The organism is Sphingobacterium composti (assembly GCF_009829075.1).
GTDB classification, from domain to species: domain Bacteria; phylum Bacteroidota; class Bacteroidia; order Sphingobacteriales; family Sphingobacteriaceae; genus Sphingobacterium; species Sphingobacterium composti.
This window is the reverse complement of the sequence record NZ_WUQZ01000021.1, coordinates 15,906-42,108: the sequence shown is the minus strand read 5'-3', so window position 1 is coordinate 42,108 and position 26,203 is coordinate 15,906. Positions and strand designations below refer to the sequence as shown.

At 33.2% G+C, this 26,203-nt stretch carries 25 protein-coding genes and 1 other RNA gene; 8 read left to right on the top strand and 18 right to left on the bottom strand.

Annotated elements, in window-relative coordinates; genetic code table 11:
- Positions 1 to 3: 3 nt before the first annotated feature.
- From prmA to GOQ17_RS12930, 4 genes are all read right to left on the bottom strand, one after another.
- Positions 4 to 843 (bottom strand): 50S ribosomal protein L11 methyltransferase, encoded by an 840-nt coding sequence (gene prmA, locus GOQ17_RS12945; protein ID WP_159637984.1) that lies wholly within the window; start codon positions 841 to 843, stop codon positions 4 to 6.
- An 8-nt stretch (positions 844 to 851) separates the two neighbouring features.
- Positions 852 to 1,619 (bottom strand): triose-phosphate isomerase, encoded by a 768-nt coding sequence (gene tpiA / locus GOQ17_RS12940; RefSeq protein ID WP_159637982.1) that lies wholly within the window; start codon positions 1,617 to 1,619, stop codon positions 852 to 854.
- Positions 1,620 to 1,643: 24 nt separating this feature from the next.
- Positions 1,644 to 2,843: a putative sugar nucleotidyl transferase gene (locus tag GOQ17_RS12935; protein WP_159637980.1), complete on the bottom strand. Its 1,200-nt coding sequence runs from the start codon at positions 2,841 to 2,843 to the stop codon at positions 1,644 to 1,646.
- A 69-nt stretch (positions 2,844 to 2,912) separates the two neighbouring features.
- A complete protein-coding gene (locus GOQ17_RS12930) occupies positions 2,913 to 3,161 on the bottom strand; it encodes a type B 50S ribosomal protein L31 (protein ID WP_159637978.1) in 249 nt (82 codons plus the stop codon).
- 229 nt (positions 3,162 to 3,390) lie between these two features.
- Between GOQ17_RS12930 and lysS the strand changes: the two genes are divergently transcribed.
- Positions 3,391 to 5,097: a lysine--tRNA ligase gene (gene lysS / locus GOQ17_RS12925; RefSeq protein ID WP_201288617.1), complete on the top strand. Its 1,707-nt coding sequence runs from the start codon at positions 3,391 to 3,393 to the stop codon at positions 5,095 to 5,097.
- A 42-nt stretch (positions 5,098 to 5,139) separates the two neighbouring features.
- Here lysS and GOQ17_RS12920 read toward each other — a convergent pair whose 3' ends face one another.
- Positions 5,140 to 5,634 (bottom strand): lipocalin-like domain-containing protein, encoded by a 495-nt coding sequence (locus GOQ17_RS12920; RefSeq protein WP_159637977.1) that lies wholly within the window; start codon positions 5,632 to 5,634, stop codon positions 5,140 to 5,142.
- A gap of 129 nt (positions 5,635 to 5,763) precedes the next feature.
- Between GOQ17_RS12920 and GOQ17_RS12915 the strand changes: the two genes are divergently transcribed.
- Positions 5,764 to 6,171 carry a YchJ family protein gene (locus GOQ17_RS12915; protein WP_159637975.1) on the top strand — a complete coding sequence of 136 codons (408 nt, stop codon included), beginning with the start codon at positions 5,764 to 5,766 and terminating at the stop codon, positions 6,169 to 6,171.
- A gap of 275 nt (positions 6,172 to 6,446) precedes the next feature.
- On the opposite strand, the gene GOQ17_RS12910 is transcribed toward GOQ17_RS12915, so the two are convergent.
- Entirely contained in the window at positions 6,447 to 8,357 is a 1,911-nt protein-coding gene (locus GOQ17_RS12910; protein WP_159637973.1) for an amidophosphoribosyltransferase, read from the bottom strand.
- 172 nt (positions 8,358 to 8,529) lie between these two features.
- Complete coding sequence (locus GOQ17_RS12905) at positions 8,530 to 9,849, bottom strand: ammonium transporter (RefSeq protein ID WP_159637971.1); 1,320 nt, start codon at positions 9,847 to 9,849, stop codon at positions 8,530 to 8,532.
- Positions 9,850 to 10,083: 234 nt separating this feature from the next.
- Here GOQ17_RS12905 and GOQ17_RS12900 point away from each other — a divergent pair, with 234 nt between their 5' ends.
- The 5 genes from GOQ17_RS12900 (at position 10,084) to ssrA (ending at position 13,755) form a co-directional block, all read left to right on the top strand.
- On the top strand, positions 10,084 to 10,914 hold the full coding sequence (locus GOQ17_RS12900) for an AraC family transcriptional regulator (protein ID WP_159637969.1): 831 nt from the start codon (positions 10,084 to 10,086) through the stop codon (positions 10,912 to 10,914).
- 94 nt (positions 10,915 to 11,008) lie between these two features.
- Positions 11,009 to 11,893, top strand: coding sequence for a 4,5-DOPA-extradiol-dioxygenase (ygiD, locus tag GOQ17_RS12895; protein ID WP_159637967.1), 885 nt, complete (start codon positions 11,009 to 11,011; stop codon positions 11,891 to 11,893).
- A 112-nt stretch (positions 11,894 to 12,005) separates the two neighbouring features.
- Positions 12,006 to 12,557 (top strand): hypothetical protein, encoded by a 552-nt coding sequence (locus GOQ17_RS12890; RefSeq protein ID WP_159637965.1) that lies wholly within the window; start codon positions 12,006 to 12,008, stop codon positions 12,555 to 12,557.
- A 37-nt stretch (positions 12,558 to 12,594) separates the two neighbouring features.
- Entirely contained in the window at positions 12,595 to 13,332 is a 738-nt protein-coding gene (locus GOQ17_RS12885) for a class I SAM-dependent methyltransferase (protein WP_159637963.1), read from the top strand.
- A gap of 55 nt (positions 13,333 to 13,387) precedes the next feature.
- Positions 13,388 to 13,755, top strand: a transfer-messenger RNA (tmRNA) gene (gene ssrA, locus GOQ17_RS12880).
- A 260-nt stretch (positions 13,756 to 14,015) separates the two neighbouring features.
- Here the strand turns inward: ssrA and GOQ17_RS12875 are convergent.
- The 8 genes from GOQ17_RS12875 to GOQ17_RS12840 form a co-directional block, all read right to left on the bottom strand.
- Complete coding sequence (locus tag GOQ17_RS12875; RefSeq protein WP_159637961.1) at positions 14,016 to 15,122, bottom strand: putative phage abortive infection protein; 1,107 nt, start codon at positions 15,120 to 15,122, stop codon at positions 14,016 to 14,018.
- A 287-nt stretch (positions 15,123 to 15,409) separates the two neighbouring features.
- Entirely contained in the window at positions 15,410 to 16,108 is a 699-nt protein-coding gene (locus GOQ17_RS12870) for a hypothetical protein (RefSeq protein WP_159637959.1), read from the bottom strand.
- A gap of 12 nt (positions 16,109 to 16,120) precedes the next feature.
- On the bottom strand, positions 16,121 to 18,022 hold the full coding sequence (locus GOQ17_RS12865) for a restriction endonuclease subunit S (protein ID WP_159637957.1): 1,902 nt from the start codon (positions 18,020 to 18,022) through the stop codon (positions 16,121 to 16,123).
- Entirely contained in the window at positions 18,023 to 19,459 is a 1,437-nt protein-coding gene (locus GOQ17_RS12860) for a class I SAM-dependent DNA methyltransferase (RefSeq protein WP_159637955.1), read from the bottom strand.
- Positions 19,459 to 21,828 carry an EcoAI/FtnUII family type I restriction enzme subunit R gene (gene hsdR, locus GOQ17_RS12855; protein ID WP_159637953.1) on the bottom strand — a complete coding sequence of 790 codons (2,370 nt, stop codon included), beginning with the start codon at positions 21,826 to 21,828 and terminating at the stop codon, positions 19,459 to 19,461. Before hsdR ends, GOQ17_RS12860 begins: the two co-directional genes overlap by 1 nt.
- Positions 21,829 to 21,930: 102 nt before the next feature.
- The gene (locus GOQ17_RS12850; protein ID WP_201288616.1) at positions 21,931 to 22,875 is read right to left on the bottom strand and encodes a HipA domain-containing protein; all 945 of its coding nucleotides are present in this window, start codon (positions 22,873 to 22,875) and stop codon (positions 21,931 to 21,933) included.
- Entirely contained in the window at positions 22,868 to 23,203 is a 336-nt protein-coding gene (locus GOQ17_RS12845; RefSeq protein ID WP_159637951.1) for a HipA N-terminal domain-containing protein, read from the bottom strand. The genes GOQ17_RS12850 and GOQ17_RS12845 overlap by 8 nt, the downstream gene beginning before the upstream one ends.
- Positions 23,184 to 23,375 (bottom strand): helix-turn-helix domain-containing protein, encoded by a 192-nt coding sequence (locus GOQ17_RS12840; protein ID WP_236537148.1) that lies wholly within the window; start codon positions 23,373 to 23,375, stop codon positions 23,184 to 23,186. Before GOQ17_RS12840 ends, GOQ17_RS12845 begins: the two co-directional genes overlap by 20 nt.
- A 602-nt stretch (positions 23,376 to 23,977) precedes the next feature.
- Here GOQ17_RS12840 and GOQ17_RS12835 point away from each other — a divergent pair.
- Positions 23,978 to 24,133: a hypothetical protein gene (locus GOQ17_RS12835; RefSeq protein WP_159637947.1), complete on the top strand. Its 156-nt coding sequence runs from the start codon at positions 23,978 to 23,980 to the stop codon at positions 24,131 to 24,133.
- A 46-nt stretch (positions 24,134 to 24,179) separates the two neighbouring features.
- On the opposite strand, the gene GOQ17_RS12830 is transcribed toward GOQ17_RS12835, so the two are convergent.
- From GOQ17_RS12830 to GOQ17_RS12820, 3 genes are all read right to left on the bottom strand, one after another.
- On the bottom strand, positions 24,180 to 24,560 hold the full coding sequence (locus tag GOQ17_RS12830) for a DUF6290 family protein (RefSeq protein WP_159637945.1): 381 nt from the start codon (positions 24,558 to 24,560) through the stop codon (positions 24,180 to 24,182).
- 376 nt (positions 24,561 to 24,936) lie between these two features.
- Positions 24,937 to 25,698, bottom strand: coding sequence for a hypothetical protein (locus GOQ17_RS12825; protein ID WP_159637943.1), 762 nt, complete (start codon positions 25,696 to 25,698; stop codon positions 24,937 to 24,939).
- 77 nt (positions 25,699 to 25,775) lie between these two features.
- A complete protein-coding gene (locus tag GOQ17_RS12820; protein WP_159637941.1) occupies positions 25,776 to 26,102 on the bottom strand; it encodes a DUF3853 family protein in 327 nt (108 codons plus the stop codon).
- Positions 26,103 to 26,203 lie beyond the last annotated feature (101 nt).

Sequence of the window (26,203 nt, the reverse complement as noted above, 5' to 3'; positions counted from 1 at the left end):
AGCTTATTTTTTAATGAATTTTGCTGCACACCACTTATCTAAAACTTTGTTACTCACAAAAGAAAAAGATAACTCTTCACAAAATTTTCTTAGAATTGGAAGATCCTCCTCTTCGTAAAATCCGCTGATATATAATTCTCCATTAGAATCAAGGTTATCTGCATACGTAGACATTTGATCCAACAAAATATTTCTATTAATATTCGCTAATATGCAATCAAATTTTTGACCTTCGATCACTTCTTTAGATCCTAATAGAGGCTTAACATTAGTTATGTTATTTAGTTCAGAATTTTCTTTGACACTATCAACGCAAATGGTATCATAATCGACTGCCAGCACAGATTTTGCACCTTTTTTGGAAGCTAAGATAGCTAATATACCCGTACCACATCCCATGTCAAGTACGTTTTTACTTTGAAAATTATTTTCCAAAATATAAGATAACATCATAGATGTCGTTTGGTGATGACCTGTACCAAACGACATTTTAGGATCAATTACGATTTCATATGTATACTCCGGCTTTGCTTCATGAAAAGTAGCACGAACATAACAAGTATCATCCACCACTATTGGATTAAAATTGCTTTCCCAAAGCGCATTCCAATTCTCTTCTTTTACATCTTGTACTTGGTAGTCTAATGAATAATCTACTACCTGATGCAACAAAAGCGTCTCTAGAGCCTGTAAATCTAAATTTGAACTTGGAATATAAGCCGAGAATCCTTCTTCTGTATCTTCAAAAGTATCAAAGCCTATATCTCCCAAATCAGCTATTAACAAATCCTTCTGCCAATCCTGTATATCCGCACTCACAAAGTTAACCGCAGTATATTTCATTATTATAATTATGCATTAAATACCTTAACAATATCTAAGAAATCTCTTGATTTCAAAGAAGCACCACCTATCAAACCACCATCAATATCCTTTTGAGAGAATAATGTTGGCGCATTAGATGGATTACAGCTACCTCCGTAAAGGATTGTCGTGTTGTCTGCTGTTTCTGCGTCATATTGATTTGCAATAGTCTCACGGATGAAAGCATGAACTTCTTGCGCTTGCTCTGGACTAGCTGTTAAGCCTGTACCAATGGCCCAAACAGGCTCGTATGCCAATACCACTTTAGCAAAATCTTCTTTACTTAAGTGGAACACGCCATTAACCAATTGGTTTTTGATTACATCAAAGAATTTACCTGATTCACGCTCTTCTTTGGTCTCTCCAATACAGAAAATTGGTTTTAAACCATGTTTTAAAGTAACATTTGTTTTCTCAGCTAATAAAGCATCTGTTTCTCCAAAATAAGCTCTTCGCTCAGAGTGACCCAAAATCACATATTCTACACCTACAGATTTTACTTGTGAAGCAGATACTTCACCAGTGTAAGCACCAGATTCAGCTTGGTGAACATTTTGAGAACCAATATTTACGTTTTTAACGTTTTCTGACATTTTTGCAACTGTAGACAAATGAATGAATGGTGTACATACGATTACTTCTTGATCGCCCACCACCTCATCTTTCACCATATTTACAATTTCTGAAAAAAGACTTACGCCTTCTTCAAAATTCAAATTCATTTTCCAGTTTCCTGCTACAATTTTTTTACGCATAGTTTTTAATATATTTAAGGTTGATTAATAATTTCTTAACGACTCTTTTTGTCTGTATATGTATTCAAATATTTCTTTATCTTCAGCTGTCAAATTCTCCTTTTTGATCTGCGCTTTTCGGGTAAGCATTTCAATAAACTTGGTAAACATATAACTTTCAGATTTTGCATCTGTGATCCACGAAAAATCAGACACAAATTTGGGAATAAAATTTGACATTGCAATCTGCGCACCTACACCTATCACAGTACCTGTATTAATCTTTGAAGAAATTGCTAACATACTATGATCACCTATGAAAACACCGCATTTTAATAAACCTGTATTTCGAAAATCATTGCTTTGATAATTATACACCTTCACTTCACTCCAATCATTTTTCAAATTGGAATTTGACGTACCTGCACCCAAATTACATCCCTCACCTATCACAGCACAGCCTAAATAACCATAATGACCTTTGGAAGAATTACCCCAAATTACGGTATTATTTAATTCACCACTAATTGTACAATTAGGCCCAATTGTCACATTTGGATATATTACAGTTCCTGATTTCAATCTACTTCCTTTACCAATATATGCTGGCCCCTTTATAATAACACCAGGCTCTATAATCACATCCTCTTCGACATAAACAGGCCCTGTACGGGTATCCAAGGTAACTTGTTCAAATTGTATGGAATCATGTAAATACAAATCATCGCCATAAAATATCGAATTTTGATAATCAATAAATACAGATTTTTGAAGTTTCAAATGCTCAATATCAACAGCAATCTGCTTCTCATTTAAAAGAAATACATCCTCAAGATATTTTATCCGAGGAATATCTCCGATAAGACAAGTTTCTGGATAATCCAACCTCTTTCTTTGCTGAAGCAAGAGAAAATCCTCTTTCATAACTTTAACGGCCAACCACTTGCCTTGTTCGTCGACTAAATTGCAGTTGAATTCTAGATTAAGAAATGTTTCTAATAAATCCTTTGTCGGTAATATACACGCGTTGACTAATATAATGACAGGTTGTAGAGGATTACAAGGAAATTTCTCTTGAAGATAATCTACAGTGAGGTAAGAAACATCCTGACTTGACAAAACTTTCCATTTTTGATTGATAGTTAAAGCTCCAATACGCAGATTGCCTATAGGACGAGTCGCAACTAAAGGTAATAAATTCGCTCGCTCTTCAAAATTATCAAATAAGACAATGGAAATACTCATTCGCTAAAAATACAAAAATCCCGATAAATACATATCGGGATTTTTGAATATATAATCGTTAAATTATAATTACTTCTTGTTGTAACGGCTACGGAATTTATCGATACGACCTGCAGTATCAACCAATTTCATTTTACCTGTATAGAATGGGTGTGAAGTGTGAGAAATCTCTAATTTCACTACTGGATATTCGTTACCATCTTCCCAAGTAATTGTCTCTTTTGTCTCTACACAAGATTTAGTTAAGAAAGCATAGTCATTTGACATATCTTTGAATACAACTAATCTGTAGTTTGATGGATGTAAATCTTTTTTCATTTTATCTTATGATTACTATATATGCTAACATTTGAGGTGCAAAGATAACTTATTTTAAAATTAATTCCAAAATAATATTTATCAACACTTCTGTATTTTTTCACCCTCTATAGGTAAGAATTATATTAAAGCACAAAGCTACATTATTTTGGCATATTATATAGACAAAAAATCAATTTTATCTACTCTTTTTGTTACTTTTGCTCATTATTTGAAAATAGATAAAAACATGAGTATTTCACTATCCGAACAGGAACTACAACGTAGACAAAACCTACAAGGTATCATCGACCTAGGTATAAACCCTTATCCAGCTGATGAATACAAGGTGAATGTAACTGCGGCAGATATACTAGAAAATTACGAAAGAGATAAAATCAACTATAAAAGTATTCGTATTGCGGGTCGTATTATGAGCCGTAGAATCATGGGTAATGCATCATTTATTGAGCTACAAGATTCTACAGGACGTATACAAGCTTATGTAAAACGTGATGATTTGTGTCCTGGTGAGGATAAAACTTTCTACAATACAGTTTTCAAAAAATTGCTTGATATCGGTGACATCGTAGGTATTGAAGGATATGTTTTTACCACTCAAACCGGTGAAATATCTATTCATACTGAAAAATTAACCGTACTAACTAAATCTTTACGCCCACTTCCTATTGTAAAAGAAGCTGACGGAAAGACTTTCGATGCTTTCACTGACCCAGAACAACGCTATAGAATGCGTTATGTGGATTTGATTGTGAATGCTCAGAATAGAGATATATTCGTAAAACGCACGAAATTATTTAATGCAATGCGTCAATTCTTCAATGACGCAGGTTATATGGAGGTTGAAACACCAGTATTACAAGCGATTCCTGGTGGTGCTGCAGCTCGTCCATTCATAACACATCACAATGCATTAGATATCCCATTGTATCTACGTATTGCTAATGAATTGTACTTGAAACGTCTAATCGTAGGTGGTTTTGAGGGTGTTTACGAATTTTCAAAAAACTTCCGTAATGAAGGTATGGATCGTACGCACAATCCAGAATTCACTGCAATGGAGATTTATGTAGCTTACAAAGACTACAACTGGATGATGGATTTCACAGAGCGATTATTAGAACACTGTGCAATTGCTGTAAATGGTACATCTAAAGCTACATTTGGAGAGCACGAAATAGACTTCAAAGCGCCATATCCTCGCGTGACGATGGCTGACGCTATTAAACAATTTACAGGTTTTGATATTTCTGGAAAATCAGAGACAGAACTTCGTGAAGCGGCGAAAAGCATGGGCATCGAGGTGAATGATACGATGGGCAAAGGCAAGTTGATTGATGAAATATTTGGCGAGAAATGTGAAGGAAACTTTATCCAACCTACTTTCATCACTGACTACCCTATCGAAATGTCTCCATTAACTAAAAAACACCGCGACAATCCAGAATTGACCGAGCGTTTTGAATTAATGGTATGTGGTAAAGAGATCGCGAATGCTTATTCAGAATTGAACGACCCAATCGACCAACGTGAGCGTTTTGAAGAGCAAATGAAACTTTCGGAAAAAGGTGATGATGAGGCGATGTTCATCGACCAAGATTTCTTGAGAGCATTGGAATACGGTATGCCTCCTACTTCAGGATTAGGTATCGGTATGGATAGATTGATTATGTTCTTAACGAATAATGCATCTATCCAAGAGGTTTTATTCTTCCCTCAAATGCGTCCTGAAAAAACAGAACCTGTTGTTGAACTTTCGGAAGATGAAAAAGCTATTTTAGCAATCTTATCAGAAGAACAACAAACGTTATCAGAAGCAAAAGATAAATCAGGTTTGTCTGGCAAGAAATGGGATACAGCGACAAAAAGCTTACGCCAAAAAGATTTGATAAACATCATAGTAGACGGTGATAATAAATTCATCACTTCTAAATAAAACAGAAAGGATTGGTTAAAATAAACCAACCCTTTCTTCATTTTAATATAATTCCTCAAGCCTTTCACCAATACTATCTACCTCAATAGCTTTCGGCACACGTTGCCATGTCATATATGCGTGAACCATTTGACCATTGGATGAAATCGGTTCCACGGATTTTTGATATAATATATCTGCTTCAAAATCTAGCTTACGAACTTGTGTAATTCCCTCCCAATTTGGATTTAGTGATGTATCAATATGATAAATTACATGACACAATACATTATCAATTGAATATTTTCCAGTAAATGCTATATACTTTTTGGATCGTGCAGCTATTTTTTCATCTGTTTGTGATAAACGATCCTCAGTATCAAATTTAATCGGATTTTTAACAGAAATTTGTACAGACATATACCCGTCTGGACTGAAAATCAAAATTCCTTTCGGATTAGTTCCTATTGGAAAAACATATTCTTCGCCTCCTACAGGAACCTCTATATACGATAAAAGTTTCCACGTCCCAATAATTTCATTTTTCAATGATCCCATACTGATTGATTTTTATATTAGAACGGTTTTTTACCTAAAATAGTTTGTCACATTTTCAACATAAAAACCGACAAAATCTCTGGTGCTACTTTTGAGCAGAAAACGTAAGTTTGCAAAAAAAATATTTTAATGTCACAACATGAAAATTGCCCTTGTGGTAGCGAAATAATTTATGACAACTGCTGCCTTATTATTCATCGAGATTTTACTACAGCATCGAGCGCAGATCAGTTAATGCGTGCGCGATATTCTGCATTTGCAAAGAATAATATAGAATTTATATACAATACTTTTCATCCAAATACCCGAAGGTTTCAGAATAAAAAAGATATAGAAAAGTGGGCAAAAGAAAATAAATGGATGTTTCTTGAAATTATAAAATCAACATCTGGTACAGTCGAATTCAAGGCTCATTATTTAGATGCTCAATTGAATACTCAAGTACATCACGAAAAATCAACATTCAAGCAAATTCAAAATTCATGGTATTATGTAGATGGACGAATATTAAGCAAATACCACTTAACACAAAGTTAATACTTACTACACTCTACTCTAATAATCACATTCTATATTTGAGTAATTAAAATTTAAGAATATGATTAAAGATTTAGAAATCACAAATTTAGAAATTCCTCAAAATGCCGAAGAATGGCTTTATGATGGAGATGATTTTGTCATAATCGAGGATTAGGCACAAAATTATAACTCAAACATCAATGTTTGAGATTAATTAGAAAGTTAGTTTATCATCATTATATAAAAAAAGCTAATCGATTACTCGATTAGCTTTCATTTTTATATAGGATGTATTAATTACTAAAGTAAGCTCTTACATTCTTTCCTTCCACCCAATTCATATAGGCACGGTTTACAGTTTTATTACCTCCAGGAGTTGGGTAATCACCTGAGAAATACCAGTCCCCCTTATGATTAGGACATGCCACATGCAAGTTGTCTAAAGTTTGGAAAATAATTTCCAACTCAGCATTAAGATTATGTGGTTTTACAATACGTGCAATTTCTTGTGAAATTTCTTCGTCTGTAAAAGGTTCATATATTGCTTTCACATAGTTTTCAACTTCATCCTTTGGCAACACAATAGATGCTAAACATTTCTGATACACTTCATCAATAATATGAGACATACCATTTTTCTTTAGTAAATTGATCGCTGCCTCGAATGCTACAAATTCTCCCATACGAGACATATCAATACCATAACAATCTGGGTATCTAATCTGTGGAGCCGATGAAACGATGATTATTTTCTTTGGATGAAGACGATCAAGAATAGTCAAAATTGATTGTTTCAGAGTTGTACCACGTACAATAGAATCATCAATCGCTACAATCGTATCTTGATGATCGCGAACGATTCCATACGTCGTATCGTACACATGCTGAACCATATCCTGACGATCTGCATCCTGTGTTATGAATGTGCGTAGTTTGGCATCTTTGATATTTAATTTTTCGAAACGAGGATGCAAACTCAAAATCTCGTTTAATTCTTCATCAGAAATCTTTTCATCGCGATTTAACAACACTTCCTTTTGATAATCACGCACATATTTGTTCATTCCTTCCATCATACCATAGTAAGATACTTCTGCAGTATTAGGAATAAATGAAAACACAGTATTTTTGATATCGTGTTTCAATGTTTTAAGCACTTGATCACATAATAATTTACCAAGTTGTTTACGTTCTTGATAAATATCAGCATCCGATCCACGAGAGAAATATATACGCTCAAACGAACACGACTTTTGTTCTGTCGGTTGTCTGAACATTTCCTCAGTCACCGTACCATCTTTTTTCGCAATAAGAGCATGACCTGGCTTGATTTCCTTCACCGCGTGCAAAGGAATATTGAAAGCTGTTTGAATTACAGGGCGCTCAGATGCAACGACAAGAACTTCTTCGTCTTGATAATAGAAAGCTGGACGAATACCAGAAGGATCACGCATTACAAAAGCATCTCCATGCCCCATTATTCCAGCAATAGTGTAACCACCATCCCAAGTCTTAGCTGAACGAGTTAATATTTTAGCCACATCAAGGTTTTTACCTATTTGCGCTGAAATCTCTACATTTGAATAACCTTCTCTTTTGAACTGATCAAAAAGTTCTTGGTTTTCATCATCTAAAAAATGACCAATTTTCTCTAGAACAGTTACCGTATCAGCTTGCTCTTTGGGATGTTGTCCCAAATCATAAAGTTGTTGCAATAGCTCATCAACATTCGTCATGTTAAAATTACCTGCAACTACTAAATTCCTAGTCATCCAATTGTTTTGACGAAGAAAAGGATGACAACTTTCAATACTGTTTTTACCATGAGTACCGTAGCGCAAATGCCCTAATAATACCTCACCCGTAAAACTAACATTGTCTTTTAACCATTGCGTATCCTTCGATTCAGCAGGATAAGCTTTTTGAACCGCAGCAAATTTCTTTTGAACGTATTCAAAAATATCTGCCACAGCTGTAGAACCCATTGCGCGATAGCGGCTGATATACCTATTTCCAGGCTTTACATCAAATTTGATAGTAGCAATACCCGCACCATCTTGCCCACGGTTATGTTGCTTCTCCATAAGAAGATACAACTTATTAATCCCGTAGTAAGGCGTACCATATTTTTCCTGATAATATGAGAGGGGTTTTAGTAGTCTGATCAGTGCGATACCACACTCGTGTTTTATAGCGTCACTCATAGTTTGAATTGATGACGCAAAGGTACAAAAATTACAAACGCCAACTACTACACGTTTTATTTTTATCGTAAAAAAATTACTCGGCCATTACCAAAGGCCGAGTAAAACACAATTTAGATAATATTAAGGAGGGATTCTTTATTCTATATTAATTACTTAACTAAAACTCTTTTTACAATTTCTCTCCGTGCTGAGAAAGATCAAGACCTTCTTCTTCTTCCAATTCAGTGACACGAATAGGTGTAATTGTATCCACAACTTTTAATAAGATAAAAGCCACAACCAAAGTAAACACTATTGCACCTACTAAGCCGATAAGATGTGCCGTGAATAAACCAGTCTCCCCGTAAAATAGTCCATTAGTTTCTACCACGCTATTGATAGAGCTATGTGCAAATACACCGGTTAACAACATACCGACCATACCACCTACTCCATGACTTGGAAATACATCTAAAGTATCATCCAAATTTGATTTAGTTCTCCAAGCAATACACAATCTACTTACAATCGCCGCTACCGCACCGATAATTAAAGAGTGAGGAACCGTCACAAAACCAGCTGCTGGCGTAATTGCAACAAGACCTACTACAACACCGATACACACGCCCATAGCCGATGGTTTAATACCTTTTGCCGCATCAAAGAATATATAAGTTAATGCTGCTGCTCCAGATGCTGTTGATGTAGTTGCTAATGCGGTAGCCGCTAATTGAGAAGCTCCAAAAGCTGATCCAGCATTGAAGCCATACCAACCGAACCAAAGCAAACCTGTACCTAGTAACACATAGGTAATACGCGCAGGAGTATGTTCTTTAAATTGCTTTCCATGCTTCATATAAATTGCAGCTGCTAACGCTGTCAAACCTGCTGACATGTGTACTACTGTACCACCTGCAAAGTCCAATACACCTAATTTAAACAACAATCCATCTGGATGCCATGTCGCATGCGCTAATGGTGCATATATAAACACGAAGAATAAGCAAATAAATAACACGTATGAGGTGAACTTAATACGTTCGGCTACAGCACCAGTGATTAATGCAGGGGTGATAATTGCGAACTTCAATTGATACATCGCGAATAAAGTAAAAGGAATCGTTGGAGCTCCTGCCCACGGCTCACCATCTACAACACCTCTGAACATAAAATATTTGGTAGGATCGCCAATAACACCTCCAATAGAATCACCGAATACTAAAGAGAAACCAAACACCACCCACAGCACAGCAACGACTGCCATACAGATAAAACTCTGCAACATGGTAGAGATTACATTCTTTTTCTTGACCATGCCACCATAGAAATAAGCCAAACCTGGCGTCATGATCAAAACTAGTCCAGTAGACGCTAACATCCATGATACATCTGCACCATTATATTCGTAAGTTTTACTAACACCTGGAACTCCAGGAAAGAATAAACACAAAATCACTAAAATTACTATAATAATTAGTGGAATGAAGGATTTTTTTTGATTAGTTTGCATATTATTTTTGGTTAATTTTCAATTCTAACCCAAATTAAACACAAAATTTTTATAAAAACAAGTTAAATATTAGTTTTTTATCACATTTTCATTAATAAAAATATTAAAAACATCACAAAACAACACATAATAGAAATGAAAACCTATTTTTAAATAAAAAAATAACTAAAAAAAACCAAAACAACATAAAATAATTGTTTTTTGAGATCTCAAATCAAAAAAGTACCTTTATATATGCAGGAATTGTTTAGTATTTTCAGAATTAATGAAAGTTTGGTCGAAAATATTTCCTCCAACCCTAATAATCCACATCAACACGATTATGAAGAACTTATTGTTGTGCTCAAAGGAAAATTGACTCATTTTATTGATTATAAAACTCAAAATATAGATGCTCCATGCATATCATTTGTAACTAAAGGAAAAATTCATCGTGTATCTCCCGAACTCAATAATAATGAGTTCGAGGGCTGGGCCATTCGCTTCAAAAGTGAGTTTATTCCAGAAATAACTTTTAAATTATATGACTATTACCATGAAAAGGCGAATTTTAAACTAATAAATAGCAAAAGTGCCTCACGACTTAATACAATTTGCGAACTTATCTATGATGAACATACAAATCAATCATCCGAATTATCGATAATCCGCGAATTATTATCAGCCTTATTTACTATTATAGAGAGCGAACGCAAAAAAGCATATAATGACGATCAAAACATTACAAAAAATCAAAACATTACCTTTCGTAATTTTCTCCAAATTTTAGAAGATAACTTTCGAAGACCAGAAGGTGTAAATTACTATGCAGAAAAACTATTTATGAGTAGCAAATCTTTAAATACTCTTACACAGCAAGTGTTACATCTACCAGTTTCTGAGATTATAGAAACACGTAAGCTAATAGAAGCAAAAAAACTACTTTTTACTACAGACAAAAGTATTGCAGAGATTGGTTATGAATTGGGATATAATGACAAAGCCTATTTCACGAGTGTTTTTAAAAAGAAAGCCGGACAAACCCCATCTGAATTTAGAGAAGAGATGAACAAACTACTTTCCTAAAATCACAACTTTTTTTCCAAAAACTCATACCCACCCCTATTTCTATTTTCTGACCTTTGCATTAGTAATTGAGAAAGGTACTATGCAAGAAGAAATGAATAGAAAACAATTTTTAGCCGCTGCCGCTGCACTCCCATTATCAGGAGCTGCATATAAACTGAGTAAATTACATAATTTCTCAACAGAACTAGAAAACACTAGCAAAATGCCCGTACTTTTCCTCGGGCATGGAAGTCCAATGAATGCAATCGAAGAAAATGAATTTGTCCAAGGTTTTCGAGACATTAGTAAGAAGATTGAAAAACCCAAAGCTATTCTTGTTGTATCGGCCCATTGGGAAACACGTGGCACCTACGTAACTGCCATGGATATGCCGCAAACTATTCATGACTTTGGTGGATTTCCGCAAGAGTTATTTGATGTGCAATATCCTGCACCAGGAAGCCCTGAATTGGCTCAATTTACTAAAGAAATCATCACATCAACAGATGTTCATTTAGACGACAAATGGGGTTTGGATCATGGTGCATGGTCAGTAATCAAACACCTGTACCCCTATGCAGATGTTCCTGTTATTCAAATGAGCATTGACTACACAAAACCGCCAGCATATCATTACAATTTAGCTAAAGAACTGGCTATCTTACGCCACAAAGGCGTGTTGATTGTTGGAAGTGGCAATAATGTACACAACCTCAGAATGGTTTCTTGGAAACATCTAAATAGTAGTGGATTTGCTTATGACTGGGCTAAATATGCAGACGAGACTATGAAAACATACATCAGAGATCGTAATCATACACCCTTAATAGAGTACCATAAGCAAGGAAAAGAATTTGAATTGGCGATTCCTACTCCTGAACATTATATACCAATGTTATATGCTTTGGGACTACAAGAAAAAAATGAAAATATAGACATTTTTAATGACGAGGCCATTGGTGGATCACTGACCATGACTTCATTAAAAATTGGTTAAAATATTCTAATCTATCTATCTAAACAAAACGGGAGTTTAATTCAATTTAAACTCCTTTTTTATTTTCAACAAACATTATTCTTTTAGTATATTTAAAGTATAAACTTTTATTATGAAATATATTATAATCATAATTTTCTATTTCCTGGTATCATGTCAACAAAGCAATGATAAATCATCTAAACTCAGCACCACGAACAAAAAAAATGACAGTATACCAAAAAATGAAGTTGCACCTGTTTCATTAGACATTAGTGCTGCTAAATTTTGGCTTTCCAAAGTAATATCCGAACATTTTGACGGCTCCAACCCTGACATGCAAAACATAACTACCCCCGAATATTTTGAATTCAAAATGGACGCCATGAATGTAGGTTTAGACACAGAAGTTAGTCTAACCGAAGAAGAATTTAATAAGAAATGGGGAAACAAATATGAGGTTAATACCCACCCTATTTACACTGGATTTCTAATATCCGGACAAGATTGGGGAAAGATAGTAGTAAAACAAATTGAAATAAAAAAGATAAACACAGAAAGTAGATCAATAGTCTTCGAAACTTTAATTCGTGATAATGATTTTGGAGTAGATTACGATAGAGACATTGTAGTAGTAGAAAAAGATGGTAAATTCCTTATTTCGGATGTATTTGAATACGACTAAAAAAAAGTTAACTTTATAAGAACTAAGCGTTTAAACCATGAAAGACAATTTTTCAGTTTCACCAGGGCAATATGCCAAATATAGACCTGACTATCCGCAAGCTATGTTTGATTTTATTTATCCGCTGTTGAATGAAAAAGCAAAAGCATGGGATTGTGGAACGGGAAGTGGTCAAGTTGCATTGGAATTAGCCAAAGATTTTCATGAGGTTGAAGCAACTGACATAAGTGAACAACAGTTAAAGTATGCTTTTCAAGCAGATAACATCCATTATTCTGCCCAACCTGCCGAAAAAACAACATTTGAAAATAATACCTTTGACCTGATTACCGTAGCACAAGCCGTACATTGGTTTGATTTTGATAAGTTTAATACTGAAGTAAAACGTGTAGGAAAACCTAATGGAATAATTGCATTGATCGGCTATGAACTAAATAATATTACACCAGAAATCGACACCATTATACGTCGATTTTACACAGATATTATTGGAAATTATTGGGATGATGAAAACAAACATATCCAAAATAAATACCAAACAATTCCTTTTCCTTTTAGAGAATTGGAAACACCAGAAATAAACAATATAAAACTATGGCGTTTCGATCATTTGATAGGCTATCTCAACACGTGGTCAGCTGTTCATAACTTTATTGAGAAGAACAATTACAATCCAATATCTGAAATCGAAGATGATTTACGTGTAGTATGGGGCATTCAAGAAGTACGTCGTGTTATTTTCCCGATCATATTTCGAGTAGGCCGTATAAAGTAGCATTGGTTTGTTATTTCCAGCTAATTTATCTACTTTTGTAGTCCATAATCATAATGGGGTCGACCGGAATTGACAGGATAGCGATGGTTATGTAAGCATGTAGTGCGTTGTTAGTAGAGCACTTTAATCTGAACTTTCACACTTATAACTGGCGAAGAAAACTACGCCTTAGCTGCTTAAGTTAGACTTAACATAGCTATTTGTCCCGTTAGATCCTGTTCTTTGGTTTAACATTTGGGGCATCGAACAATAGAACTGGTCACTGCGATTTTGCTAAGTAGTGACGAGACACAGCAAATACGGAGAACGGTATAGGTAAGCGACTCACCTTCCCTCTCTCGACAATCAAAGAGAAGCTAAACATGTAGAAAGCGTAAATCATACTATGTTTGGACGAGGGTTCGAATCCCTCCGACTCCACAAGAAACACTGATTATCAGTCAGTTGCAAAATTTACACCACAAAATGCACCACCTTTTAGATGGTGCATTTTTATTTTGTGATAATTTTTATTGTTTGTAACAAGATGTATCATATATTAGCTAATTAGAGGTAGCTTTACACCTACTTATATACCTTGTGATAAACCTTAATTGGTTCTCGCTTATCTATTATATTGGCCAAAGAAAAATCTTCAATTCCATTATTTATAACAGGATAGATAATCAAATAAACAATATTTTTTAATCCCATTCAAACAAATTACCCTTTCTATTGATTACCTCAATACTTCTTAAATATTCAATTTTCTTTTTTATGTAATCATCTTCAAATAAATTGCCAAGTGGTAAATTGTGAATCATTAAAAATTCCGTAAAAAATTGATTCTCATCATTCTCCCATTTGAAACCGATATTTCTATCATGTAATCCAGCTATCCAATTATAGAATAGCATCACTTGTTCATCATTTGATAATTGTCCTCTCAGAATCTTCAGATAATTTATAGAAATGTCATACGTTAACAATCCTTCTGTAAATTTAGTAACAACAAATTTAACCATTTGGTATAAATGCCTGTAATAATGTCCTAAAAATTGAATATATCCTAAATTCGGAAGTCTTTCATACATTTTATGAAATTGAGCATACTCAGCATCTATAGTATAATGTATAATTTCAAAACCATCAAAACAAGTTGGTTGACTTTTATTAAATCTAATATAGAATTTAGGAATATTATTCTTTATTTCATTCGTTAATTCTTCATAAAGTCCTGTAAAAAAAAGTCTATATAAAATAGCAAAATTTTTATCGTTAAACTCCTCTCCCGATTCAATTAACATTCTAAGAAACATTTCAAATTCTAATTTATAAATAGTAAACGAAGTCCTTCCTTTAGAAATTAATTTAGTATTACCTTCATTCCAAATTTCCATCTCATTTACATTTTCCTTATGTAGCCGAAGCATTTCATAAAATTGATTATCAAACTGTTGTAGTTTAAACTGATCCTGGACCTGCTTATTAGCTTGGTACTGTGCATAAAAAGCTAATCCAGTACCAATTACAGCTGCTATGCCAATAAAAGGATTCATTAATCCACCTATTGCATCTCCTACTGAACCATATTTCACTACTTTTTCACCATCAAAAATGTCAAAATTTGTAAAAAAAAATGGAGAAATGATTGCTAATAATAATGCTATTGATATTAGAATAATAGATATGAGTAACAAATATTTACGAATGAATTTACTATTCTTAACTTCCTGAAATAAAGAAAAGTACAAGCATACAAAAACCGTCACCAGACCTACAACAAAGCCAACTATATATGGATTAAACATAATTCAGGTTAATAAAATAATAATTTAATTAGTCAATAATATCATCTGAAGCTAGCTGTTACTAGAATAGGATGTTGTAGCTAATTATTTAGCTATATTAATTTTGTAGCTCCGAAGAGCTTTCAGTAAATTGTACTTTCATTTACATATCTTCAATACTTGAAATAACATATCTATTAATCGTTTTTATTACTTAGCTTGGCACTTCTCTAAATGATGACATAAATAATAAAAAAAGTTAATAATTCTTCTTTATTAGAGATAAAAATATACTTTAATACTAATACCTATTTACGATTCTTTTCCTTTTCCAAATATTCAAATAATTCACATAGAACATCAATTTCTCGAGCGATTGTATTGTTTAGAAACACAAGCTTTTTATTGATTTCATCAAAATTTAAACGAGATTCATCATATTTATATGGCAGAAATTCCTGCATAATAAGTGAATTATTATGAGCAAGTTCATTCCGATCCAATGAATTCAATGTTGAATTAATATCTAATACATACTTAAATGGGCTAGACTTTTCAATTCCTTTAAACTCTAATTCTAATTTTTCTAACAATCTTTGATTAAAATAAATCTGCCTTTTACCGAATGGTTTCTCGAAATAGAAATTGATAAAACCAGCTACTCGATTCCAATAGGCATATATTGCATGAACAGTGGATTCAACAAAGAAACCGTAACGGTGATTATAAAGATTTGGAAATCCAATTCTCTTGCTTCTTAATGAATCAAAGAATAAACAGTTTTTTAATCCGAAATGTATTTGACTGCTTAGTCCTTGAATTTCGTATAGAAAATGATAGCCATTCTCTTCCATATTTTTACTGAAGATAGATAAATTTCCTATCCTGTTCCAATAGGAATTTTCAGCAAATTTTTCATCTTCAGTATGAAGGTCTGTAAGTGAATATTCCTTTTCAATTTGAAACAAGGAGTCATTATATGACTCCAACCAATCGATATTATTCATAATTTAAGTCAATTAATTACGAATTTTAACAATGAGCTCCAATATTTTTTCTGTTTCAATTCTAGAAAATTTTTCAGCTTTAGTCTTATATCCTTTTTGCTCAATCTCCCAATTTTCCATAGCACCATATATGGTTTCGATGTCAGTTACACTTAAATCATTCATTATTTTCAGCACCGTATTGAAGAGTTCTATCTGATCAGATTTTTTTCCAATAATGGGTAGAGAATAGATTTCCAAAAGATTTGTAAGTGACTGTATATAATCTTTGTAGATAGGAGTCGAAAAGGCATCTAGTAATGCTGAGTTATGTTGCTGCTCTATACAGATTACTTTACCTTTTTCTGTTGATTTTGTTGATAGATATGGATTAACCTCAATGTCCTTTCTTAATTGTACAGAAAATGCACCGTGATTAGAACGCTGAAAATCATATTGGAAATACTTTGACTTGTTATGGTTAAGATGATCTAAATTATATGCTGTTTTCTGCATAATGACTTCGCCATAATTGATACCTAAGTTTTGCTTAAACATCATCTGCATCAATGCTAGTTGGATAGATCTATCCATTTGAACAGATTCCGCCAGTGCTTTTTTACTCTCAAACGATTCTTTAAGAACGGCTTGCATTAGTATATTTGCATATTGCTTACTTTGGGCTATTTCTCGCTCCAAAACGGTGCATTTTGCCATCAAACTTTCTACTTTTTCTACAATAGCTTGTTGTTCTGAAAATGGAGGAAGTGCAAAAACAAAATTTCGTAAATATGTTTGACTAATATTGGGTTGAGACATTCCCCAAGATTCCTTAATCATTTGCGTTCTATGAGCAAACAAATAATTAAATAAATAGCGTGTAATAATATTTTTGTTTTCAAAAAAACCACAAACAGCTTGGTTAGTTGTTGCTTCACTATTTAAAATAGCCAACTTACCTGCTGTAGCTCCATACATAGCAATTAATAACGTTCCTTTAGGAAAAAGTGTAGCCGAAGATTCAATTAATCCTTTCTCAGTTATATATTCTTCTGAATTATCAACTAATAGACAGTCATTTAATTCGCCTGATTTATACCACTTAATATCTCCATTCCAATAGGACACATTGTTACGAAGTGGAGTTCCCCCTGAAGTTGTTTGAAATAGCTCTCCCAATCTACACCACACCCAATTTTCAGGAATTTCAAAAGGTGTTTCTTCTTTTGAAATAGGTGCTAATTCTTTTTCTTTCTTTATTTTTTTCTCTTTGATGAGTTGTGTTTTTTCGGCTTTGATGCGTTTTAATAATTCCGAAGCTGGCTCAACATTAGGATTTTTAACACGCCAATTTTCTGTCAATTTGCCTTGTATGGCTTCTTGTAAAATGGCCTGTTTGAATTGAGATAGTAATTGTTTTTGATACTCAATTTCTTGTTTAAGAATGTTTGACTTTCCCTTAATTGTAAGAATTTTTTCAAGCAACTGTTTTTGTTCATGCTTTACTGGTAAAACAACTTCTTGATTGAAAAATTTGTCTTTTTGAAGTCGTACTCTGTTTGTCGTTCCATCGCTACCTTTATTGCATAACTCATCAAACCAAGTTGTAGCTGTTAGCTCCAAAAAAAGTTCTTTGGAAATTACATCCTCATTGATTTCCAAACACCAAAAATCATTCGTAATAATTCCACCATCTAATTCCTGAGGGATTATTCCAAACGCTCCATTTCTTGCATCAATACCAGATAACACAAAATCACCAGCCTTTACTTCATACATATTGGATTTTATTAAACTACCTTTTTTAAATTCACGTAGTTTAATTCCTCTATGTTTAGAGCTGATAGTAACTAACTTATATTCTTTGTCAGGATTAAGTTGAACAGGTCTTTTAATCCTTTTTAGAAAATCTTTGATTAAATATTTCCTTCCCATTTAGTTCAATAAATTTTCTAATTCATCGATTACTGATTGAGATTTTGTAAAGGAAGCTGATAACTTCTTAATTACTTCATCAGTAGTCAAACTTATTTCTTCAATATTTGAATTTGGATTCTTAATATCCAAATCCCAATCTTTTAAATCTTTAACATTTACTTTCCAAGCTTGGTCGTTTTCTTTACGGTTGTTCCACCATTGTATTAATGGTTCAAACTCTTCAAATTGTATGGGTTTGGTTTTACTGTAGCTTTTTTGCCCTTCTGGTAGTTTGTGTTCGTAATACCAAATATCGTTGGTTTTGCTACCTTTTTCAAAAAACAACAAGTTGGTACTTACCGTAGCAGGGAAGAAAGTACTTTGTGGCAAACGAATAATAGTATGCAAATTACAATCGGTCAATAATTTTTCACGGATTCGGGCTTTTACACCTTCGCCTGTAATAGAACCGTCGGGTAAAACAATAGCTGCTCTACCGTTTGATTTTAATAGTTGTAACATCAGAATTACAAACAAATCTGCCGATTCTTTGCAACGATAGTTTGCAGGAAAGTTGGTTTCTACACCATCAGCAATACTCGCTCCAAATGGCGGATTGGCAAGAATAACGTCCACTAGATCTTTTCTGCTAATACTGTTGTATTCTACTTTTAAACTGTCGATATAATGATAATCGGGAACCTCTATTTCGTGTAAAATAAGATTAGTCAATCCCAATACAAACGGAACAGGTTTAAATTCCCAACCTGTAATACTGGTTTGTAAAATGCGTTCGTCTGCTACCGTTTTTACGTAATTATCCCGAACGTGGTCTATGGCTTCTGTAAGGAAACCGGCAGTCCCAGATGCGGGATCGAGTACACGTTCACCCAATTTGGGGTCAGTCATCATCGTCATCAACTTGGTAACGGCTCTTGGTGTATAATACTCACCTTTGTTACCAGCATCACGCAACTCTACTAAAATACTCTCGTATATCGTTCCGAAAACTTGTTTGTCTTTGGAGCTATTGAAATCTATTTTATTGAGTTCATTAATAACTTTACGCATTTCATAACCCGACTTCATAAAGTTGTTCGTTCCATCAAAAATCTGCTGAACAATGCTCGCTCTTTTCGGATTTTGGGGATTGGTCAAAGTGCTTAAAGTAGCAAAAAGTCCTTTGTTATCGCTTGCGGTACTGTCTATAAATGCTAATAACTCATCACCTGTAATTCCTTCGGGATTGGAAGCCCAATTTCTCCATTGAAATTTTTCGGGAATAACCGATGTGTAATCATCTTTTAATATTTCGAGTTCTTGGTCTTTATCGTCAATTATTTTCAAAAAGAGCATCCAACCCAACTGTTCTAAACGTTGGGCATCACCAGAAATACCTCTGTCTTGACGCATTATATTTCTGATACTCGAAATTACTGCTCCTATATTTGCCATTATGCTATACTATTGTATAATTCTGTTTCTAATTCTTTTAAAGCCTGCAAATATCGTGATTTTCCACCAAAGGCGTTAATGAGTTCGATAGGAGTTCCTAATTTATTTAATGGGTCTAACTTCAAAACTTCTGTGCTTTCGATAGTTAGCAAACCATCTTTTGCATATTTATCTAACAAACTATTTAAAACTTCTTGTGCTTTTTCTCCATATTTTGTGAAATAGTTGCGTTTTTTCACATTGTTTGCTCTTTCTTTTCTTGTTAAAGGTTTCGCTTCGAAAGCCAAATGACAAATCAAATCGAATGGGTCAAAATCTTTTCCGACTTCCTCTTTCAAAGCGTCAAAGAAAATACCTTGTTCTTCTAACTCTTGAATGATGGCTTCTTTTTTCTCTGCATTGTTCCAACGCAATAAGAATGTTTCTAAAGTTTGGTATTGTTTGGTAACATTCGATTTTGTATAATCCTTTAAACTTTCGGTTATAATCTTTCCGTCAGCTCCCAAATATTGAATACGCTCGTTTACAATTTTGACTTGTACTCCATCTACTCGAATTTTTTCTCGTTTGGTATTTTCTTCAATTTCTCCACCGCCTTCAACTTCGGGAAAATCTACAACTTCGCCATCTAAAATGTCCGTAATTGTTTCATCATTTGTTTCTTCTCCAGCATCACTTAAATCCTCATCTTCATTTACTTGCTTTATCATTACAGGATCGCCGTCAAAATCTGGGTCGGCAAATAAATTGGTAACATTTCGGAAATCCATAATGGTAAAATATGTTTTTCCGTATTCTTCATTAATGCGAGTACCACGACCTATTATCTGTTTAAACTCCGTCATTGAACCAATATTGCTATCCAAAACAATGAGTTTGCATGTTTGAGCATCGACACCAGTTGTCATTAGTTTTGAAGTAGTTGCAATAACAGGATAGCGTTCACTTGGATTGATAAAACTGTCCAATTCTCTTTTGCCTTCTTCATTATCTCCTGTAATTTGCATTACATACTTATTATTTTGAGCAAATAAATCCGCATTGGCGTTAGCCAATGCAGTACGCATTCCTTCTGCATGCTCAATATCAATACAGAATACAATAGTTTTAGCAAATCTGTCGTAACCTTTTAGAAATTCTGTAATCTTTTTGGCTACTAATTTCCTTCGTTCTTCAACGATAATATTTTTGTCAAAATCTGTTCGGTTATAAATTCTATCTTCAACAGGATTTCCATTTTTGTCTAAAAATCCTTGTGGTGGTCTCCAACCTTCCGCATCAATGTCTAATGTGATTTTTACTACTTTGTATGGGGCGAGAAAACCATCATCAATTCCTTGTTTTAAGGAATAAGTATAAATAGGTTCACCAAAATAGTCAATGTTAGAAACTTCGATTGTTTCTTTTGGTGTTGCTGTCAAACCAATATGAGTAGCATTGTTGAAATACTCAAGAATTTCTCTCCATTTGCTATCTTCTTTTGCACTTCCTCTGTGGCACTCATCAATAATGATTAAGTCAAAGAAATCTCGACTGAATTGTTTGTAAGCATCTTCTGATTTATTATCAGACAAACCTTGATACAATGCTAAATAGATATTATAGGCAGTATCAATTTTTTTATGTTTGATGATTGTTAACGCATCTTTGAAATGTCTGAAATCTCCACGAGCTGTTTGGTCAATCAATGCAGTTCTGTCAGCTAAAAAAAGAATTCTTTTTTTAGAGCCACTTTTCCATAATCTATAAATGATTTGAAATGCGGTATACGTTTTACCTGTTCCAGTAGCCATTACTAATAGAATTCTATCTAATCCTTTTGCAACTGCTTCGATCGTCCTGTTAATTGCAATCTGTTGGTAATATCTTGGGCTACGTCCAGAACCATCTTGGAAATAAGCTTGTTTGGCAATTTCTTCAACCTCTGTTGTTTCAATGCCCTTATATTTTTTGTATTTCTCCCAAAGAATTTCGGGGCTTGGAAATTCTTCTAACGATATTTCTTTTTCAATTTCTCCGTCAATAGCTGTTTTGTCGTGAAAATAAAATCCATCACCATTACTGCTAAATACACAAGGAATATCTAAAGTATTGGCATAGTTAAGCGCTTGTTGAATACCACTTTTTAAAGTGTGCTTGTTATCTTTCGCCTCGATAATTGCAATCGGGACATTTGGTTTGTAGAAAAGAATATAGTCAGCAAATTTTCGTTTACCTCTTGCCGTCAGTTTTCCTTTTACATAGATACGTCCGTCTGTAAAGAAAATTTCACGACCAATTTGAGTTTGCTCATCCCAACCTGATTTTAAAATAGCAGGTGTGATATATTTTGCTTTTATGTCAGATTCAGATAAGTCTTTTTTATTCATATTTAGGCTAATTGAATTTCGAAAACGCTTTAAATATACTTAGAAATACCTTAATGATATGTATTTAAGTAAATTTAAGTCTATAATATTTTTAGTTTAAACCTAAATAAATATCCTAACTCTTTCCTCAACTAAAGTTCTATATGCTTGCTTATTATTTTCATTTAAGAAAGAGTTTTCAATAAGCTGCAAAGCCTTAGGTTTCCATACTTGAATGCGCATAAAAATCGTTTGTATTTGCTTCTCATTCAAGCCTAAAACTTCTGCCAAACGATTAAAATAGCCTATATTAAAATTTTGCTTCTTTCCACCCAACATTAATGCGGTATCGTCTTTATCTGATGATAAAATAATCTTCACATTCAATAGATCATAAGCAGCTGATAACACCCAACCAAAATGGTGATCCTTGAACATGGAGAAGTTTTTAAGATGCATATCATTATTGCCAATTATAAAATTGAAAACCGCAAGTTCAAAAAATCGGCGTTTATCCAATACCGTATTACTAGAAAGCTCTCCTATTTTCTTACCAACTAGCTCCATACTTCCTTTGTACTTATGCTCTAGCTCCAGAATTTGTAAAAAATCTATCATATGATTTTTCGAACCAGCTGCATTACGATCTATTCTCTTGGTGATATAACACAATTCACCTGTCAGTAATCGAATCATTGCCGACGGTACAGTCTTAATCTTGAATAGTTCAGCCAATTTCATTGAGAGATACTCGTTTTCTGGCATTTGACTATACAATGTATTTTGAGGCTTTAAAATATAGTAACCATCCAATGCATCTAAGATGGTTAGACGACCTTGATGACCATCATTTAAAACATCTTTTATCCAGCCTAAAGATAATTTGGGTTGAACCCCAGGAACAGTAATGGAATTTTGAACGGACTCCTTTGCCAAATTTTCCATTTCATCTAATCGATAAGGCAGTATTGGTGCATTATCCACTCCATAGAATGTTTTAGCACATTTCTTATGATAATCGACCTCTCCTTTAGCCAATTCCTTATAACAGTATAGACATCTACTCATTATCATTCGAAATTAAAGGGTGTACAGAAACTGCTCCAATACTATTTTGACAACATGCTAACAATAACCCCATGCGATCTTTTTGATTTAATTTCCAACTCTCTGTCACAATAGTCAATAACCAGCCTTCAGGAATCAAACCATCAAAAAATGGAAACATAGATACACTATAATAAGGATTAGTCCTTACAGGCATCTGAAAAGTTAGAAACTGATCAGGAAAATGTACACAATACGCTTCATCATATTGAAATATGTATGTACCCTCTGTGGTTTCTGTCAATATTCCTGCTAATGTATCATTGTATTTAACTATTGCCTTTCTCATAATCTCTAACATTTACAGGCCCCAAAACATGTCCAAAAAGCATTAATACTTGATTAACCTTAATCAAACTCAGATTATCTTTACCTTGCTCGATCTTTCGAACTACAGTTAAAGCAACACCAGCATTTTCAGCCAAGTCTTCTTGTGTGAGACCAAGTTGCTTTCTTTTCATCTTTACAAAATCTCCAATAACATTCATTTTATATGCCTTTACATATAAAAGTACACAAAATATTTAAATTATATGCACAAACATATAAAAACTTAAAAACAAGCTATTTTATACGCAAAAGCATATAGTTAGTTATTATTTAATTTCTATAAAAAGTTCAATTTTCCTTATCTTTACACAAATAATTTATATAAACGAAAAGCGTAAGCTGTAGTTAGGTTTAACTGAAAACTAGGAATCTTCAAAAAAGACCATTTTACTACAGACTTACGCCTGTGCCTGATATTGGGCGTGGGCTAAGTCTGTCTGGTCTTTTGGGTATCCTAGTACCTCAGTTAAGGACATGATTTTAGTTTCACGCCTTTTTTATTTCTCAAAATAAAATAAATATGGCAGACATTCCACTTAAAACCATTTTACCCCACAAGATTCAAACAACAACGACCACTCAATATTTATGAAATGGCTATTTTGGTTCTTTGTTGTAAACATAATCAGCTTTGTTGCTCTAATGAAATCTTTAGAGACCGATTATGGAATATTTACAGGTGCTCCGATAGCACTTTTAGCGTGGACAATTTTTATCTTTAAATCAATAAACAATGGCAAAAGAAAAAACTATTAAAGAAGAGTCAAATTTCCCAACTTATCAAATCACTAAAATAAATGGGATAGATATTAGAGATATCAGAGATCAACATGATCTTAAACGAATTCTTCTTGATCAAGGAAGAGTAGTCCCAAAAGAAAAGAAATAAACAATAAGGGTAAGTGCTTATTGGCACCTACCCTTCAAATGAAGTATTAGATCTTAGCCAACTTGCTATACATTTTTCTTATTAGCTCATTTGCGTCATTCATTAATTGAATATAATCTTTCATAAAAAGATGAAAAACATTTATAGTTCCTGAATCAATAGTTTTAAATTTTTCAGCTCTATTTACATGCCTTGCTAGTTGATTTATGTTAGCTCCAATTTTATGAATTTCAAAATTAAAGTTTCTTAAATCAGCTTGATATTCTATTCTCTTAGCGATGAATTTTTGATTAAGCGCTAAGTATTTAATATAGTCTGTAACAGTTAATCCATCATTTTTAGCATAGGCCTTTATTATTTCTTTCTCATCATCAGTCAAACGTATTTCAATTTTAGCTGATGATTTCTTTTCAATTTTTCTTTCCATAATTAAATAATGAGTTTCGAATTATTTGGCCCCAACTCTGTGGGTAAGATATTTTTGTCATGACAAAAGTACATCTTGCATATATAAAAAAATCAAAGGTAAAGCCGACAGAATTACAGATTTTTAATCCATTTACAATATGTAAATTTAGTGACCCTTTAGGGTCACATTTGAGTGTTAGTAGAGTGAAAAAAATTAACAAAAAATCTTGTTTTTAAAATTCAAATAAATAGAGCCGGCATAATAACGTAACATTATAACAATTTAGCAATATAACATTATAACAATGTGGCAATATAACAATGTAACAATGCTTTGTTGTTCTAAATCCTCCCTAAATAACAAGAATTTGTGACCCAAAGGTCACATAAAGAAATCAATTTGAATACCCGATATTTGGTTGCCAATAATTAGGTTTTCTATATACTTCCCTTTCTTCAATACTAAATTTATTTTTACTATTTTTCAGCTGACTGATGATTTCGTTGAATTTATTGTCCAAAACAGATATTGAAAAATTTTTCGAAAAGAAAGGATTATTTAATGCCCAAATATTTTTTAGAAAGTCCTCAAAAAAAATAATTAACTCCCGACTATCTTTAGTAGATTTTCTAAATTGATCCAATTTTTCAGTAAGAGACGCTAGCTTTTTTCTTTCATCATCACTATCAATATAAATTGTATTATTCTTCAAAAAATAAAACTCTTGAAACATAAAAAAATAAGAATCTAAGTATATATAGTTTTTATTAGTCTTTATAGTCTTTATAGTTTTATTATACTCAACCTGCTTTGTCACATGCTTATCACCTGCTTTATCATTTTTTGACAAAGCAGAACCAAAGCAAGTATTTAGCTCAATAACCAAAGATGTATACTGATTTTTAGAAAATTCAACAATTCTAATTGCACCAAAATGTTCCAAATCCAATAAATACTTTTTATAAGTGTTGTAGCTCCCTAATGATAAAACATGCATAGCTTTATCGGTAGGAACACCAAATTGGGATGGCCAATATAAATTATTGCATAACTCTACTAGGAACAAATAAAGACTTATATGATATGAACCAAATTTATGATTACGGCTAGCTTCAGCAAAAGTGTTTTTGATAATTCTAAAAATATCATTTTCCATTACACAATTATTTGTGTACCTTTAAGGTACTAGATTAATAAACTAATTAAGTTGAGCAGATACGGTCAGGTATCTGCTTATTTTTTTAGAAATTTTCTTTTATTTCTGTCGCTATAATTTTTGAATAATTTCATTGCCAATTCCACATCAACTATTATTGTGCGTTTATCTTGTTGGACAGCATCTTTTATAATTCCGTTTTTTAGCTCTATAGCCTTACTTCTGCTAACTTGAAAGACACTCATAATACCAGACAGCCCTTTCACAAATTCAGGCGCTCTAGGAGCCTCTTTTAAGCCCGACAATAATTCCAAATCAAAAGAAACTTTATGAATAGCTAAAAACTCTTCTCCTGTCATGGCTGAAATTGGTTTTGATAAAAGTGATTGAATACTTATGCTCATATTAAAAATTTTAAAGTGTTAAACATTATACCGTGTACATCAGTATTTTATATCGTTCGAACATTTCAAAATTGCATCTGATTTCGAGTGGAAAAAAGTGG

What these genes read in the sequence shown, in the direction of transcription:
- prmA (WP_159637984.1), bottom strand. Translation starts at nt 843, where the DNA reads ATGAAATATACTGCGGTTAACTTTGTGAGTGCGGATATACAGGATTGG.
- tpiA (WP_159637982.1), bottom strand. Translation starts at nt 1,619, where the DNA reads ATGCGTAAAAAAATTGTAGCAGGAAACTGGAAAATGAATTTGAATTTT.
- GOQ17_RS12935 (WP_159637980.1), bottom strand. Translation starts at nt 2,843, where the DNA reads ATGAGTATTTCCATTGTCTTATTTGATAATTTTGAAGAGCGAGCGAAT.
- GOQ17_RS12930 (WP_159637978.1), bottom strand. Translation starts at nt 3,161, where the DNA reads ATGAAAAAAGATTTACATCCATCAAACTACAGATTAGTTGTATTCAAA.
- lysS (WP_201288617.1), top strand. Translation starts at nt 3,391, where the DNA reads ATGAGTATTTCACTATCCGAACAGGAACTACAACGTAGACAAAACCTA.
- GOQ17_RS12920 (WP_159637977.1), bottom strand. Translation starts at nt 5,634, where the DNA reads ATGGGATCATTGAAAAATGAAATTATTGGGACGTGGAAACTTTTATCG.
- GOQ17_RS12915 (WP_159637975.1), top strand. Translation starts at nt 5,764, where the DNA reads ATGTCACAACATGAAAATTGCCCTTGTGGTAGCGAAATAATTTATGAC.
- GOQ17_RS12910 (WP_159637973.1), bottom strand. Translation starts at nt 8,357, where the DNA reads ATGAGTGACGCTATAAAACACGAGTGTGGTATCGCACTGATCAGACTA.
- GOQ17_RS12905 (WP_159637971.1), bottom strand. Translation starts at nt 9,849, where the DNA reads ATGCAAACTAATCAAAAAAAATCCTTCATTCCACTAATTATTATAGTA.
- GOQ17_RS12900 (WP_159637969.1), top strand. Translation starts at nt 10,084, where the DNA reads ATGCAGGAATTGTTTAGTATTTTCAGAATTAATGAAAGTTTGGTCGAA.
- ygiD (WP_159637967.1), top strand. Translation starts at nt 11,009, where the DNA reads ATGAATAGAAAACAATTTTTAGCCGCTGCCGCTGCACTCCCATTATCA.
- GOQ17_RS12890 (WP_159637965.1), top strand. Translation starts at nt 12,006, where the DNA reads ATGAAATATATTATAATCATAATTTTCTATTTCCTGGTATCATGTCAA.
- GOQ17_RS12885 (WP_159637963.1), top strand. Translation starts at nt 12,595, where the DNA reads ATGAAAGACAATTTTTCAGTTTCACCAGGGCAATATGCCAAATATAGA.
- GOQ17_RS12875 (WP_159637961.1), bottom strand. Translation starts at nt 15,122, where the DNA reads ATGTTTAATCCATATATAGTTGGCTTTGTTGTAGGTCTGGTGACGGTT.
- GOQ17_RS12870 (WP_159637959.1), bottom strand. Translation starts at nt 16,108, where the DNA reads ATGAATAATATCGATTGGTTGGAGTCATATAATGACTCCTTGTTTCAA.
- GOQ17_RS12865 (WP_159637957.1), bottom strand. Translation starts at nt 18,022, where the DNA reads ATGGGAAGGAAATATTTAATCAAAGATTTTCTAAAAAGGATTAAAAGA.
- GOQ17_RS12860 (WP_159637955.1), bottom strand. Translation starts at nt 19,459, where the DNA reads ATGGCAAATATAGGAGCAGTAATTTCGAGTATCAGAAATATAATGCGT.
- hsdR (WP_159637953.1), bottom strand. Translation starts at nt 21,828, where the DNA reads ATGAATAAAAAAGACTTATCTGAATCTGACATAAAAGCAAAATATATC.
- GOQ17_RS12850 (WP_201288616.1), bottom strand. Translation starts at nt 22,875, where the DNA reads ATGAGTAGATGTCTATACTGTTATAAGGAATTGGCTAAAGGAGAGGTC.
- GOQ17_RS12845 (WP_159637951.1), bottom strand. Translation starts at nt 23,203, where the DNA reads ATGAGAAAGGCAATAGTTAAATACAATGATACATTAGCAGGAATATTG.
- GOQ17_RS12840 (WP_236537148.1), bottom strand. Translation starts at nt 23,375, where the DNA reads ATGAAAAGAAAGCAACTTGGTCTCACACAAGAAGACTTGGCTGAAAAT.
- GOQ17_RS12835 (WP_159637947.1), top strand. Translation starts at nt 23,978, where the DNA reads ATGGCAAAAGAAAAAACTATTAAAGAAGAGTCAAATTTCCCAACTTAT.
- GOQ17_RS12830 (WP_159637945.1), bottom strand. Translation starts at nt 24,560, where the DNA reads ATGGAAAGAAAAATTGAAAAGAAATCATCAGCTAAAATTGAAATACGT.
- GOQ17_RS12825 (WP_159637943.1), bottom strand. Translation starts at nt 25,698, where the DNA reads ATGGAAAATGATATTTTTAGAATTATCAAAAACACTTTTGCTGAAGCT.
- GOQ17_RS12820 (WP_159637941.1), bottom strand. Translation starts at nt 26,102, where the DNA reads ATGAGCATAAGTATTCAATCACTTTTATCAAAACCAATTTCAGCCATG.